Origin of the sequence: Pannonibacter sp. (assembly GCF_051860505.1) — a bacterium.
GTDB lineage: Bacteria > Pseudomonadota > Alphaproteobacteria > Rhizobiales > Stappiaceae > Pannonibacter.
The window spans coordinates 1-13,553 of record NZ_JBHYDX010000019.1 but is presented as its reverse complement, the minus strand read 5'-3'; the positions used below and the strand labels follow the sequence as shown (position 1 = coordinate 13,553).

Sequence of the window (13,553 nt, the reverse complement as noted above, 5' to 3'; positions counted from 1 at the left end):
AAGGGGGCTCGAACCGGCACAGGCCTTGTCCCTCGCGCAACGAAGCGGATGCCCATGATCCCCAACGACATCAAGATCACCCCTGACCTCGTCGCCGCCCACGGGCTGAAGCCTGACGAATATCAGCGGATCCTCGACCTGATCGGCCGTGAGCCGACCTTCACGGAACTGGGCATCTTCTCGGCCATGTGGAACGAGCATTGCTCGTACAAGTCTTCAAAGAAGTGGCTGAAGACCCTGCCGATCACCGGCCCGCGCGTGGTCCAGGGCCCGGGCGAGAACGCCGGCGTGGTCGACATCGGCGACGATGACGTGGTCGTCTTCAAGATGGAAAGCCACAACCACCCGTCCTACATCGAGCCCTACCAGGGCGCAGCGACGGGCGTCGGCGGCATCCTGCGCGACGTCTTCACCATGGGCGCCCGTCCGGTTGCGGCGATGAACGCGCTGCGCTTTGGCGCGCCGGACCATCCGCGCACCCGTCATCTCGTTTCGGGCGTCGTTGCCGGCGTCGGCGGCTATGGCAATTCCTTCGGCGTGCCGACGGTTGGCGGCGAAGTGGAGTTCCACGCCCGCTACAACGGCAACTGCCTCGTCAACGCCTTCGCAGCCGGCCTTGCCAAGAAGGACGGCATCTTCCTGTCCAAGGCGGAAGGCGTCGGCCTCCCCGTCGTCTATCTCGGCGCCAAGACCGGCCGTGACGGCGTCGGCGGCGCGACGATGGCTTCGGCCGAGTTCGACGACAGCATCGAGGAAAAACGCCCGACCGTGCAGGTGGGCGACCCCTTCACCGAGAAATGCCTGCTGGAAGCCTGCCTTGAGCTGATGGCCTCGGGCGCGGTCATCGCGATCCAGGACATGGGCGCGGCGGGCCTGACCTGCTCGGCCGTCGAGATGGGCGCCAAGGGCGACCTCGGCATTGAACTCGATCTCGACAAGGTGCCCGTGCGCGAGGAGCGCATGACCGCCTACGAGATGATGCTGTCGGAAAGCCAGGAGCGCATGCTCATGGTGCTGCGACCGGAGAAGGAAGAGGAAGCCAAGGCGATCTTCGTCAAGTGGGGCCTCGACTTCGCCATCGTCGGCAAGACCACCGACACGCTGCGCTTCATCATCAAGCATCAGGGCGAGGTTGTCGCCGACCTGCCGATCAAGGAACTGGGCGACCAGGCTCCCGAATATGACCGCCCGTGGATCGAGAGCCCGAAGCGTCCGCTGCTGGCCGCCAGCGACGTTGCCGAGCCGGCTGACTATGCCGAGGCACTCTTGAAGCTGGTTGGCGGGGCCAATGGCTCCTCGCGCCGCTGGGTCTACGAACAGTATGACACGCTGATCCAGGGCAATACAGCACAGCGCCCTGGCGGCGATGCGGGCGTCATTCGCGTCAATGCCGCCGGCAAGGGCCTTGCTTTCTCCGCCGATGTGACGCCGCGCTACTGCGAGGCCGATCCGGTCGAGGGCGGCAAGCAGGCGGTCGCCGAAGTCTGGCGCAACCTGACCGCCACCGGCGCCGAGCCGCTGGCGATCACCGACAACCTCAATTTCGGCAACCCGGAAAAGCCGGAGATCATGGGCCAGTTCGTCGGCTGCATCAAAGGCATCGGCGAAGCCTGCCGCGCCCTCGACTTCCCCGTCGTCTCCGGCAACGTATCGCTCTACAACGAGACCCATGGCCAGGCCATCCTGCCGACCCCGGCGATCGCCGGCGTCGGCCTCCTGGACGATGTCACCAAGCGCGCGAGCATCGCTTTCGCCAAGCCGGACGAGGCCATCCTGCTGATCGGCGGGCACGGCACCCATCTGGGGGCCAGCCAGTATCTTGCCGACGTGCTGGGCCGCGAGGAAGGCGCCCCGCCGCCAGTGGATCTGTCTGCCGAGCGCCGCAACGGCGACCTCGTGCGGGAGTGGATCCGCGCCGGCCGGGTCAGCGCCGTACATGACATCTCCTCTGGCGGCCTCGGCGTCGCCCTCGCCGAAATGGCGATGGCAGCCGACCTCGGCGCATCCGTCACTGTTGCGGGCCCGGCGCATGCTGCGTTGTTTGGCGAAGATCAAGGTCGGTATGTCGTGACCGTGGCAGCAGACGAGGCGGACGCGGCGATTGAGGACGGTCTGGACGCAGGGATCGAGATCCAGCGCATCGGCACCACCGGCGGCACGGATTTGACTGTGGAGGGGATCCTCACCATATCCGTTGCAAAGCTCCGTCAGGCGCATGAAGAATGGTTCCCTGCCTTCATGTCGGCGCGCTGACCCGGAGCATCCGGATCGGCAATCCTGCCGGGTGAGGAAACGCAAGGTCAGGCGGACGCGCGCTGCCTGACCGGGAAGTCAAAGGGAAGAGGGCCAGACCGATGCCGATGGACGCGAATGAAATCATCACCCTGATCAAGGCTGCCCTGCCAGACGCCACGATCGAGGTGCGCGATCTGGCTGGTGACGGTGACCACTATGCTGCAAACGTCGTCTCGGAAGCCTTCCGGGGCAAGAGCCGCGTGCAGCAGCACCAAATGGTCTACCAGGCGCTGAAGGGCAACATGGGCGACACGCTGCACGCCCTGGCCCTTCAGACCAACGCGCCGGATTGAGCAAGACGACAAAAGCCCCTGCAGACATTGTTCCAGGCCCCTTGAAGCGGCCCATGGAGACGAGGACCAAGCGATGAGCATTCAGGACTGGATCAAGAACGAAGTCGAAAGCAACGACGTTGTGCTGTTCATGAAGGGCACGCCGAATTTCCCGCAGTGCGGGTTCTCCGGCCAGGTCGTCCAGATCCTCGACTACCTTGGCGTGCCCTACAAGGGCATCAACGTGCTCGAGGACGCGGACCTGCGCCAGGGCATCAAGGACTACGCCAGCTGGCCGACCATTCCGCAGCTCTACATCAAGGGCGAGTTCGTCGGCGGCTGCGACATCGTGCGCGAGATGTTCCAGAACCAGGAACTGCAGACCGTGTTCGCCGAGAAGGGCGTCACCACCGGCTAATGACGCAAGGTCACAAACCTGTGGACCGGTCGTGCCCCGCGCGGCCGGTCTTCTCATGTCCGCTAGGCAAAATTTGCCGACTCGCCTAACCTGAACCTCAGGTGAATGCCGGGTTCAAGGTCAGTACAGTCGTGTACCGCCATTCTCCGTACCGGAAGCCGGCCATGAGGCCGGACAGCAGGGAGCGGGGACAATGCTGAAGACCATCCGTTTAATCGCTTGCGCAGCCTCGGTACTCGTCCTGGGCGCCGTAGCGCTGGCCAACACGCCGAAGATCATCAAGGACGAGGAACTGACGCGGATCAACTGCGCCAACCTCACGCTGTTTGTGTCCACGGGCCGCGCATCGGCAGATGACCTGTGCCGCCCGCATGGCGGCCTGGCCGCATCAGACGCCAGCCCCAGCAGTGAAGGCCTCGTCATTCTCGTCCGCAACACGCCCGTTGGCGGCTTCAAGGGCCGGTCGGGATCCTGAACTGCTACAGGTCGCCAAACAGGTTCGCGGCCATCGCCAGGCCGGCGCCGCATGGCTCCTCCGCCTCCCGGGCCGCCTTGCCATTGGCCGCGCCGGGTCGGACAGACGCAAAGTCGAACAGCGACCTGTCAAGAAGATGCGACGGCCGCGTATGGGCCAGTGCCCGCGCCATGACGCCGAGACGCCCCGGAGTTGCCCGCTCCCAGTCCATCAGCATCCGCTTCACTTCCTCCCGCTGCAGGCCGTCCTGCGAGCCGCAGAGGTTGCAGGGAATGATCGGGAACTGCATGCCGGCGGCAAATTTCGCGACATCACTCTCGGCGCAATAGGCCAGAGGGCGCAGAACAAGGATATCCCCCTCGTCATTGACCAGCTTCGGCGGCATCGATGCCAGTCGTCCGCCGTGGAACAGGTTCATGAAGAAGGTCTCGAGGATGTCCTCGCGGTGGTGCCCGAGCACGATGGCCTCGCAGCCCTGTTCCCGCGCGATCCGGTAGAGAATGCCGCGGCGCAGGCGTGAGCACAGCGAGCAATAGGTCTTGTGCGCCGGGATCTTCAACGTGACGATGGAATAGGTGTCCTCGCGCACGATGAGGTTCTCGATGCCATTCTTTTCGAAGAAGGCCGGCAGGATCTCAGGGGGAAAGCCGGGCTGTGCCTGGTCGAGATTGCAGGCCAGCAGATCCACCGGCAGCAGGCCGCGCCACTTCAGATCCATCAGCACGGCGAGCAGCGTGTAGCTGTCTTTGCCGCCAGACAGGCAGACGAGCCACCTGGGACGCTTCAGATGCGCATCCGGCGGCACCATGCCGTAGTCATCGATGGCCTGGCGCACCTCACGCAGCAGCCGCTTGCGCAGTTTCTTGAACTCGACAGACGACGGCGCGGCGCGCAGCATCGCCGGGCAATCCGCATCGATGGCGTCCTCCGCCTCCAGCATCTGGCTTTCGGGTGCAGTTGTCATGTCGGGTCTCGGTCCTGGTCCGGCGCGGCTGTCGCGGCCCGGTGTTTCAGGCTGCTATGCCGCCCCACTCCGGCTTTGTAAAGGCCAGGGAGGGCAGGAGTTGAGCGAAAAAGAAAGGCCGCCCGAAGGGGCGGCCAGTTGAGAGGAGTCTTGGGAGACTGCAGGTGGAAGTCAGGCAAGTAAAAGTCAGTCGAACTTACTGGTATTTGGCGACGATTGCGGCCTGGGTGCCGTCATCGATCATCGACTTCAGGGCAGCGCGCATCTTGTCGAGGGCTGCGGCATCGGTGCCCAGATTGCAGGCCATCGACAGCGTCGTCTCGTTGAGAACAAAGGCCTCCTCGACCGGCGCCCCTGTCTTCTTCAGGCTGTCGAAATAGGAGCCAGACACAGCGACCAGATCCACACGCCCGGCGTCGAGTTTCTTGAGGGTCTGCTCCAGGTTGTTGGCCGGATCAATCTTCGGGAACCCGGAGGTCTTCAGAAGATCCTCGGTGTAATCCTTGGCCTGTGTGCCGATGCTGTAAGACTTGGCCTCGTCAACATTCGCCGGGGCAATTGACGAGCCGGCCTTGCGGATCAGCAGGGTGCGATCAACGAACAGCGGCTCGACCCAGGCAAAGCGGGCGTCGCGCTCCGCGCTGTGCGAGGCGGTAAAGACGCAGGTGTTCGCATCCTTCTCGGCCAGACCAATGGCGCGCGACCACTGCATCATCTCGGCCTTATAGGGCACGTCGGCGCGCTTCATCAGTTCGAACACCTGATCTGCGCCGATGCCGGCAATCTTGTCACCTTCCATGAAGTTGTAAGGCTTGTAGTCTTCCGTCGTCAGCGTGATTTCCGCTGCGTTCGAAACACCGACAAAGCAAACAAGAGCGATGGCAGACAGCAGGATTTTCTTCATTCTGTATGACCTCTGGCAGTTCAACCGCACATATATGCGCGTAATTTATGAATTGACCCTGCGTCAGAATTATTACCTGCGCCTTACTGAAACCAGTGACAGTGGCGGGTTTCGGCAGGAATTTCGCCGCCCTGTTAGGCTTGAAGTCATTTCCGTGCGAGATGGTAAGCGGTGGTTTTCACAGGTGCGAGCAATTCGACATGACTTATTGCCTTGGCATTTTCCTTGAGCGCGGCCTGCTTCTGGCATCCGATTCGCGCACAAATGCCGGCGTTGACCAGATCGCGACGGTCTCCAAGCTTGCGGTGTTTGCAACGCCGGACGAACGGCTGATGACCGTGCTGTCGGCCGGCAACCTGGCCACCACACAGGCGGTCATCTCGGCGCTGCGCCAGGCCTATGGCTCCGGCGACATGCAGCGGGACCTTGCCCTGTCCAGTTCACTGTTCGATGCGGCGCAAAAGATCGGCGATTGTCTGCGGGATGTGCTCGCCCGCGAAGCCAGCTTTGTGCATCCCTATGGCGATCCCTCCGCCTCATTCCTGCTGGGCGGACAGATCCGGGGCGAAGAGCGCCGGCTGTTCCAGATCTATTCGGCCGGCAACTTCATGGAAGCCTCGGAGCGCACGCCATTCCTGCAAATCGGCGAGACCAAATACGGCAAGCCGATCCTCGATCGATTGCTGCGGCATGACACCAGCCTTGAGGAAGCAGCCCGGCTGACACTGCTGTCTTTCGACGCGACAATGCGCTCCAACCTGTCGGTCGGCGCCCCGATTGACCTGATGCTGTATGAAAGCGGCTCGCTTGAGGCCCGCCGCATGCGCTCCTTCGACGAAGGCGATACCTATCTGACGCGCCTGCGCGAGGAATATGCCTCCGGCCTGACACGCCTGGTTGACGCCCTGCCCGTGCCGGAACTGTAGCCCCAAAACAGAAAAGCCGCCCCGAGGGCGGCTTTTCCAATTGCCTGGTAACCAGACCGATCAGCGCGAATAGAATTCGACGATCAGGTTCGGTTCCATCTGGACCGGGTACGGCACTTCGTTGAAGGCCGGGACGCGGTTCAGCTTGACGGTCATCTTGCTGTGATCGACTTCCAGATACTCTGGAACGTCGCGCTCGGCCGACTGGGTCGCTTCGATGACCAGGGCCATCTGCTTGGAACGGTCACGGACTTCGATGACATCGCCCGGACGGCAACGGTAGCTGCCGATGGTGACGCGCTTGCCATTGACCTTGACGTGGCCATGGTTGACGAACTGACGGGCTGCGAAAACGGTCGGTACCAGCTTGGCGCGGTAGACGATCGCGTCGAGACGGCGCTCCAGCAGGCCGATCAGGTTTTCGGAGCTGTCGCCCTTCATCCGCGATGCTTCCACGTAGGTCTTGTGGAACTGCTTCTCGGAGATGTTGCCGTAGTAGCCCTTGAGCTTCTGCTTGGCGCGCAGCTGCACGCCGAAGTCGGACATCTTGCCCTTGCGGCGCTGGCCGTGCTGGCCCGGGCCATATTCACGCTTGTTGACCGGGCTCTTCGGACGACCCCAGATGTTTTCGCCCATGCGGCGGTCGATCTTGTACTTAACGCTGTGGCGCTTCGACATCGCTGTTTCCTTTGTCGTTTGGCTCATTTTTTAAGGAAACGCGCCCTCCTTTATCGGATCCGCCTCGACATTTGCCAAAACGATCTGATCGACAGGGGTCCAGCTGAACTGCGCCGGCTGGAAAATCCCCACGGGTGCGTGGACCGACAGGGGCAAGCCCCGTACGGATCGCGGGTCAATAGACGAGACGACCGGGATTGTCAAACGCGCGGACATGGTCTCTGGACAAAAAAGGCCGGAAATCCGGCCATTTCCTAAACCAGAGGCGACAGGCCGAAGCCTTGCACCAAGCGCCGGGTGGCAAAATCCGGCGCATCGGAGGTGAACACGACCCGGTCGGGACGGGAATCGGCCTTGAGCCGGTCCAGCGCCGGCACCAGCCGACGCGCCTGTCGGGCAATTGCTTCCGCTGGGTCGAGCCAGTCGACCGGCCAAGGCGCAAGACGGCGGAACACATTCACCAGGAACGGATAATGCGTGCAGGCCAGAACGACGATGTCCGTGCGTTTGCCCTCCCGCTCCTGGAAGCAGCCGGAAATCTCGGCCCGCACGTCCTCGTCGGGCAGCGTCTCACCACGAATATAAGCCTCCGCCATGCTGGCAAGCTTCGGCGAGCCGACGAGCTGCACATGGCACTGGCTGGCGAAAGACTGGATCAGGTCCCGGGTATAGGCCCGCTTCACCGTGCCAGGTGTTGCTAGCACGGAGATAAGGCCCGAGCGGGTGCGCTCCGCCGCCGGCTTGATCGCCGGCACAGTGCCGACAAAGACCGTGCCGGGGAAGGCTGCCCGCAGATCGGCACCGGCCAGCGTGAAGGCCGTGTTGCAGGCCACCACCGCCACTTCAGGGTCGAACCGGTGCAGCAGATCCTTGAACAGGGAGAGAAGCCGCGCCTTCAATGCCTCCTCTTCCCAGCCGCCATAGGGAAAGCCGGCATCATCCGCCACATAGACAAAGCTGCGCTCCGGCATCAGCACGCGCGCCTCGCGCAGGACCGTCAACCCGCCGATACCGGAATCGAACAGGAGGACGGGCCGGCTCATTCGCTCGAAGCCTCTGGCGTGTCGTCCGGCTGATCACTCTGATCCTTGCGCGGCCGCGTCGGCCGCCCCTCCAGCGCGGCGATGATGCCGCGCAAGGTCTTCACTTCCTGATCGGTCAGTTCGGCCTTCTGGAAGATGTTGCGGATGTTGCGCACGATATGCGGCCGGCGTTCGATCGGGCGGTAGAACGTGACCCGGTCCAGCGCGCCTTCCAGATGCTCGAAGAAACGCAGCAGATCGTCCTTCTGCACCGGCGGATTGGCCTCGGTGTCGAGGACGAAGGGCAGCGCGCCATTGGTTGCCGTCTTGCGCCACTCATAAGCACAGACAAGAACGGCCTGGGCAATATTGAGCGAGGCAAAGTTCGGATCGACCGGGAGAGTTACGATGGCATCGGCCAGCGCCACTTCCTCATTATTAAGGCCCCAGCGCTCGCGCCCGAAGATATAGCCGGTGGCCAGTCCCTGCGCGCCAAGGCCGGTGACCTTGGCAGCGGCCTCGTCCGGCCCCTGCACCGGCTTGGCGACTTCGCGGGAACGGGCCGTCGTCGCATAAACAAAGGTAAGGTCGGCGATGGCCGCCTCGAGACTGTCGAAGACCTGGACCTTGTCGATGACATGGTCGGCCCGCGAGGCCGCGGCACGGGCCTTCTCGCTCGGCCAGCCGTCGCGCGGATTGACAATGCGCAGGTCGGTCAGCCCGAAATTGGCCATGGCGCGGGCGGCGGTGCCGATGTTCTCGCCCAACTGCGGTTCGCACAGGATCACTGCCGGCGGACGGACGTCGACGGTCAGGGCCTCATCGCGGATATTTGCGTTTCTTGTCATGATGATCCGCATTTAGCGGATGTTTGCGGCAAAAACCAGCGCTTCGACGGAAGCCGGTAATACCGCCTCGCAAGCGCGGTTGTGATTGCACCGATTGACGCCCGGAGCAAGACGAGGCACCCTTCTTCCGCTGCGGCAGAGAGCTCAGTCGCAAAGTCAGGAGTGCGGTCAAGATGACGCCACTTGCAGCCAGGGCGCGGGAATTTCTACGCCTGTTCATGTCCCTGATTGTTCTCGGATTCTTGTCGGCCCAGCCAATTGCGGCACTCGAGTTCAAGCCGCTCGGCGGCGTCTCGACGTCCCGCACGGCAGTCGTGGTCTGGGGCAGCGGCAGCACGCAGCGGGTTGCCATTTTCATTCGCGGCCAGGACAACGCCTTGTGGTGGCAGGCCGGTAACGGCATGGGCGAATGGTATGGCTGGGCGCGCATCGGCGGCTCTCTCAAGGGAGCGCCCGCTTGCGCCAACAACGGCCTCGGATCAGTGGTCTGCGCCGTTCGTTGGTCCGATGACTCGGTGCAATACACATCCTATGACATCAAGTCCGGCAAATGGACGGGATTTACCAGCACAGGCGGCAAGGTGCTGTCAGATCCGGACGTCATCCGCCTCGACCTGTTTGGGCAACAAGCGCTCTTCATCTACGCGATCGGACGCGACAACCGCCTGTGGCAATGGCGCAGTGACGGAACATGGCAGATAACCACACAGGACCGCTTCTATAATACGGCGCCGTCCTGTTCGGACATGAATGTTTCGCCCGTGCCTTGCCTGATGCGCAACCGGGACACAAAGGGCTTCGAGTTCTACGAAAACGCCAGCGCGGCCGCCATCGGTGCCGCGCCCCAGATTGAAACGCTGAAACTGCCCCTGCTCGACCGGCCGGAGGTGTTTCGCGCCTCACCCGTCCAGGGCGACTACTATGTCTTCTTCCGCAATTCAGCCAATGAGATCACCGCGACGCGCCGGACGGCCCCCGGAAACTGGCAGGTCCTGAAGCAACTGCCCGGCAAGATCGCCTATGATCCTGGCTGCGCCCGCTTTCCGACCGGACGGATCTGGTGCGCCATTGTCAACCAGGTCGGGGCCGTCACCGCGCTCGGGATCGACTCAGCGGACTTGAAGTAGCGATCGCGTTTGCAGGCCGCACCTGTCCATCTGGCCCGGTCCATTTAGCGATGGCAGTTGCCACGCGTGAAATCGGCAGACTATCCTGACAATTTTCACGAGGATGTAACGGCTTGCAACTCATGGTGGACCTGGTTCGGGCGCACGCAGAGTGGTCCGGGGACCCTGAAACACGGAGCAAGATCAATGAGCCAAGACCACAACCTCGAATCCATCGCGGCCCGCGTGCGGGAAAATTGGGGCTGGTTTGTCGCTCTCGGCGCCATTCTGGTGCTGGGCGGGCTGGTGATCATCGCTGCGCCGCTTGCCGCCTCGATCGCTGTAACGCTGCTCATCGCTGCCGTGCTGGTCATCGGTGGGGCGATCCAGATCTATCAGTCATTCAAGGTGCAGGGTTGGACCGGTTTCCTTTGGTCGCTGATCACCGGCATCATCGCGCTGGCCGGCGGCATCATCATCTACACCAACCCGCTCGCCGGAACGCTGGCCCTCACGCTGGTTGTCGCCGCTGTCTTCGTGGCGCAAGGCCTGTCGCAAATCGTCTTTGCCTTGCGCCTGCGCCCGCACTCGGGGTGGATCTGGGTGCTGATCGCCGGCGTCGTCTCGCTCGCTGCCGGTGGCATGATCTGGGCAGAACTGCCCGCGTCGGCGGACTGGGCCCTCGGCCTGATGGCCGGCATCTCCATCCTGTTCAACGGCTGGAGCTACATCGCCATCGGCCTCGCCGCCCGCGCAACCGCCGAATAATCCTCGCATGTTGGCCGGCGGCGGACGTCGCCGGCCTTCGTGCGTCTGACGCATTTGCGAAACGCGACCCGGCTTGCGGTTTGGGCTGCGGCTTTCGATTGATTGCCTTTTCCCCCCTGTTTGCTAGAACACCCTGCAAATTGTTGCGGCTGTGCCTTCGCAAATATTGCGCACAACTGTATACGAGATCTCGAATGAGAATCCGGGTCCCGAGCCCGCATCACAGCCGTTCCATCCTCACGTTCCAGGAAGCACACGACATGGCCGACATCATTTACACCAAGGTCGACGAAGCCCCTGAACTGGCCAGCGCCTCGCTGCTGCCGATCATCAAGGCCTTCGCCAAGCCGGCCGGCATCACCATCGACACCAAGGACATTTCGCTGGCCGGCCGCATCCTGGCCAACCTGCCCCAATACCTGACCGACGCGCAGAAGCAGCCCGATGACCTCGCCGAACTCGGCCGCCTGGTGATCGAGCCAGACGCCAACGTCATCAAGCTGCCGAACATCTCCGCCTCGCAGCCGCAGCTGAACGCCGCGATCAAGGAACTGCAGGCGCAGGGCTATGCCATCCCGTCCTACCCGGACGCGCCGGCCACGGACGAGGAAAAGGCCGTCAAGGCGATCTATGACGCCATCAAGGGTTCGGCCGTGAACCCGGTGCTGCGCGAAGGCAACTCCGACCGCCGCGCGCCCAAGGCCGTGAAGGAATTCGCCAAGAAGAACCCCCATTCGATGGGCACCTGGGCGCCGACTTCCAAGACCCATGTCGCCACCATGGGCAAGAACGACTTCGCCGCCAACGAGACGTCGGTCACCATCGCCGCCGCCTCCGCCGGCACCGCGAAGATCGAGCACGTGGCCAAGGATGGCGCCGTCACAGTTCTGAAGAACAACCTGAAGCTGGACGCCGGCGACGTGCTCGACGGCACGTTCCTCAGCGCCAAGGCGCTGGACGCCTTCCTCGCCGCCGAGATCGCCGATGCCAAGGCACAGGGCGTGCTGTTCTCCGTCCACCTCAAGGCGACGATGATGAAGGTCTCCGACCCGATCATCTTCGGCCAGGTGGTCAGGGTGTTCCTCAAGGACTTCTTTGCCAAGCACGGCGCGACGATCGCAGAAGCCGGCGTCAACCCGGACCTTGGCCTTGGCGATCTGGAAGCCAAGATTGCCGCCCTGCCGAATGCTGCCGAGTTGCAGGCCGATCTGAAGGCCGCGCTCGACGCCGGCCCGGCGCTCTACATGGTGAACTCGGACAAGGGGCTAACCAACCTGCATGTCTCGTCCGACGTCATCATCGACGCCTCCATGCCAGCCCTCATCCGCGCCGGCGGCAAGGGCTGGGGCCCGGACGGTAGGGAACACGACACCAAATGCGTGATCCCAGACAGCTCCTATGCCGGCGTCTATGACGCGGTGATCGAGTTCTGCAAGAAGAACGGCGCGCTTGACCCGTCGAAGATGGGCACCGTGCCGAACGTCGGCCTGATGGCGCAGAAGGCCGAGGAATACGGCTCGCATCCGCAGACCTTCAAGGCCGCCAGCGACGGCACCATCCGCATCGTCGACGCCGCCGGCACCACGCTGATCGCGCATGAGGTCGAGGCCGGCGACATCTGGCGCGCCTGCCTCACCAAGGACGCCCCGATCCGCGACTGGGTGAAGCTCGGCGTCAGCCGGGCCCGCCTCTCCGGCATGCCGGGCGTGTTCTGGCTGGACAAGGCCCGCGCCCATGACGCGGAGCTGATCAAGAAGGTGGAAGCCTACCTGCCCGAGCACGACACCTCCGGTCTCGACCTCCAGATCATGTCGCCGAGCGAGGCTGCCCGCTATTCGACCGAACGCATCGCCAAGGGTCTCGACACCATCTCCATCACCGGCAACGTGCTGCGCGACTACCTGACGGACCTCTATCCGATCCTGGAAGTCGGCACCTCGGCCAAGATGCTCTCCATCGTTCCTCTCATGAACGGCGGCGGCCTGTTCGAGACCGGTGCCGGCGGCTCTGCGCCCAAGCACGTGCAGCAGCTCATGGAAGAGAACTACCTGCGCTGGGATTCGCTCGGCGAGTTCTGCGCCCTTGGCGCCTCGCTGGAGCACCTGGCCAACGTCAAGTCCAACGCCAAGGCCCAGGTTCTGGCCGACACGCTGGACGGGGCCATCGAGAAGCTGCTCGACAATGACAAGTCGCCGCAGCGCAAGGTCGGCCAGCTCGACAACCGCGGCAGCCATTTCTACATCGCCCTCTACTGGGCGCAGAACCTCGCCGCCCAGGACAAGAACGCCGAGCTGAAGGCCCACTTCGCCCCGATCGCCAAGGCGCTGACCGAGAACGAGGCCAAGATCGTCGCCGAACTGAACGCCGTCCAGGGCAAGCCCGTCGATCTTGGCGGCTACTACCACGCCCCGGCCGACAAGGTCGCCGCCGCCCTGCGCCCGAGCGCCACGCTGAACGCCATCATCGGCTGACGCAGGTCCTCAGAGGTTTGAACGGAAAAGGGCGGCCCCGACGGGCCGCCCTTTTTGCTGATAACAATCCCTCTATGGTCATCCCGGACGCAGCGAAGCGGAGATCCGGGACCGGAGAGCCTAGGTCTCTTCCGGGTTAACTCATTGAAACATAGAGGCCTCGACTCTCCGGTCCCGGCTCGGCGCTACGCTTGGCCGGGATGACTTCGGTGAGGTAGAGGTTTGTCATCAACCTCGAGGGCGGTCTCACGGGCCGCCTCTTTTGTTTGCGCGCTCGCGGTGCCGCTCGATCTGCTCGGTGGTGGCCCAAGGCCCCTCTCCCCCCTTGAGGGCCTGTTGCATAATTCCCCGTGAAGCGAGAGGATTGTTTTGTTTGGTGCTTCGGGGGTTTTGATGGCGGTGAAGC

At 63.2% G+C, this 13,553-nt stretch carries 13 protein-coding genes; 8 read left to right on the top strand and 5 right to left on the bottom strand.

Features of this window, described 5'->3' with window-relative positions:
- The first annotated feature begins 54 nt into the window (after positions 1 to 54).
- The 4 genes from purL (at position 55) to ACTIFE_RS14020 (ending at position 3,460) form a co-directional block, all read left to right on the top strand.
- Positions 55 to 2,253: a phosphoribosylformylglycinamidine synthase subunit PurL gene (purL, locus tag ACTIFE_RS14035; protein WP_439529784.1), complete on the top strand. Its 2,199-nt coding sequence runs from the start codon at positions 55 to 57 to the stop codon at positions 2,251 to 2,253.
- Between the two features lie 101 nt (positions 2,254 to 2,354).
- Positions 2,355 to 2,588 carry a BolA family protein gene (locus tag ACTIFE_RS14030; protein ID WP_439529783.1) on the top strand — a complete coding sequence of 78 codons (234 nt, stop codon included), beginning with the start codon at positions 2,355 to 2,357 and terminating at the stop codon, positions 2,586 to 2,588.
- Positions 2,589 to 2,661: 73 nt separating this feature from the next.
- Entirely contained in the window at positions 2,662 to 2,985 is a 324-nt protein-coding gene (grxD, locus tag ACTIFE_RS14025) for a Grx4 family monothiol glutaredoxin (protein WP_439529782.1), read from the top strand.
- A gap of 193 nt (positions 2,986 to 3,178) precedes the next feature.
- Positions 3,179 to 3,460 carry an antitermination protein gene (locus ACTIFE_RS14020; RefSeq protein ID WP_439529781.1) on the top strand — a complete coding sequence of 94 codons (282 nt, stop codon included), beginning with the start codon at positions 3,179 to 3,181 and terminating at the stop codon, positions 3,458 to 3,460.
- Between the two features lie 4 nt (positions 3,461 to 3,464).
- Here ACTIFE_RS14020 and ttcA read toward each other — a convergent pair whose 3' ends face one another.
- Both ttcA and ACTIFE_RS14010 read right to left on the bottom strand, forming a co-directional pair.
- Positions 3,465 to 4,424: a tRNA 2-thiocytidine(32) synthetase TtcA gene (gene ttcA, locus ACTIFE_RS14015; RefSeq protein ID WP_439529780.1), complete on the bottom strand. Its 960-nt coding sequence runs from the start codon at positions 4,422 to 4,424 to the stop codon at positions 3,465 to 3,467.
- Between the two features lie 196 nt (positions 4,425 to 4,620).
- Entirely contained in the window at positions 4,621 to 5,328 is a 708-nt protein-coding gene (locus ACTIFE_RS14010) for a substrate-binding periplasmic protein (protein ID WP_439529779.1), read from the bottom strand.
- A 200-nt stretch (positions 5,329 to 5,528) separates the two neighbouring features.
- On the opposite strand from ACTIFE_RS14010, the gene ACTIFE_RS14005 reads away from it, so the two are divergent.
- Entirely contained in the window at positions 5,529 to 6,254 is a 726-nt protein-coding gene (locus ACTIFE_RS14005) for a peptidase (protein ID WP_439529778.1), read from the top strand.
- 60 nt (positions 6,255 to 6,314) lie between these two features.
- On the opposite strand, the gene rpsD is transcribed toward ACTIFE_RS14005, so the two are convergent.
- From rpsD to ACTIFE_RS13990, 3 genes are all read right to left on the bottom strand, one after another.
- The gene (rpsD, locus tag ACTIFE_RS14000) at positions 6,315 to 6,932 is read right to left on the bottom strand and encodes a 30S ribosomal protein S4 (RefSeq protein ID WP_439529777.1); all 618 of its coding nucleotides are present in this window, start codon (positions 6,930 to 6,932) and stop codon (positions 6,315 to 6,317) included.
- 254 nt (positions 6,933 to 7,186) lie between these two features.
- Positions 7,187 to 7,975 (bottom strand): glutamate racemase, encoded by a 789-nt coding sequence (gene murI, locus ACTIFE_RS13995; RefSeq protein ID WP_439529776.1) that lies wholly within the window; start codon positions 7,973 to 7,975, stop codon positions 7,187 to 7,189.
- Positions 7,972 to 8,802: an RNA methyltransferase gene (locus ACTIFE_RS13990; RefSeq protein WP_439529775.1), complete on the bottom strand. Its 831-nt coding sequence runs from the start codon at positions 8,800 to 8,802 to the stop codon at positions 7,972 to 7,974. Before ACTIFE_RS13990 ends, murI begins: the two co-directional genes overlap by 4 nt.
- Before the next feature lie 173 nt (positions 8,803 to 8,975).
- On the opposite strand from ACTIFE_RS13990, the gene ACTIFE_RS13985 reads away from it, so the two are divergent.
- The 3 genes from ACTIFE_RS13985 (at position 8,976) to ACTIFE_RS13975 (ending at position 13,147) form a co-directional block, all read left to right on the top strand.
- On the top strand, positions 8,976 to 9,929 hold the full coding sequence (locus tag ACTIFE_RS13985; RefSeq protein ID WP_439529774.1) for a hypothetical protein: 954 nt from the start codon (positions 8,976 to 8,978) through the stop codon (positions 9,927 to 9,929).
- Positions 9,930 to 10,115: 186 nt separating this feature from the next.
- A complete protein-coding gene (locus tag ACTIFE_RS13980; protein ID WP_439529773.1) occupies positions 10,116 to 10,676 on the top strand; it encodes an HdeD family acid-resistance protein in 561 nt (186 codons plus the stop codon).
- A gap of 260 nt (positions 10,677 to 10,936) precedes the next feature.
- Positions 10,937 to 13,147, top strand: coding sequence for an NADP-dependent isocitrate dehydrogenase (locus tag ACTIFE_RS13975; RefSeq protein WP_439529772.1), 2,211 nt, complete (start codon positions 10,937 to 10,939; stop codon positions 13,145 to 13,147).
- Positions 13,148 to 13,553: the final 406 nt, after the last annotated feature.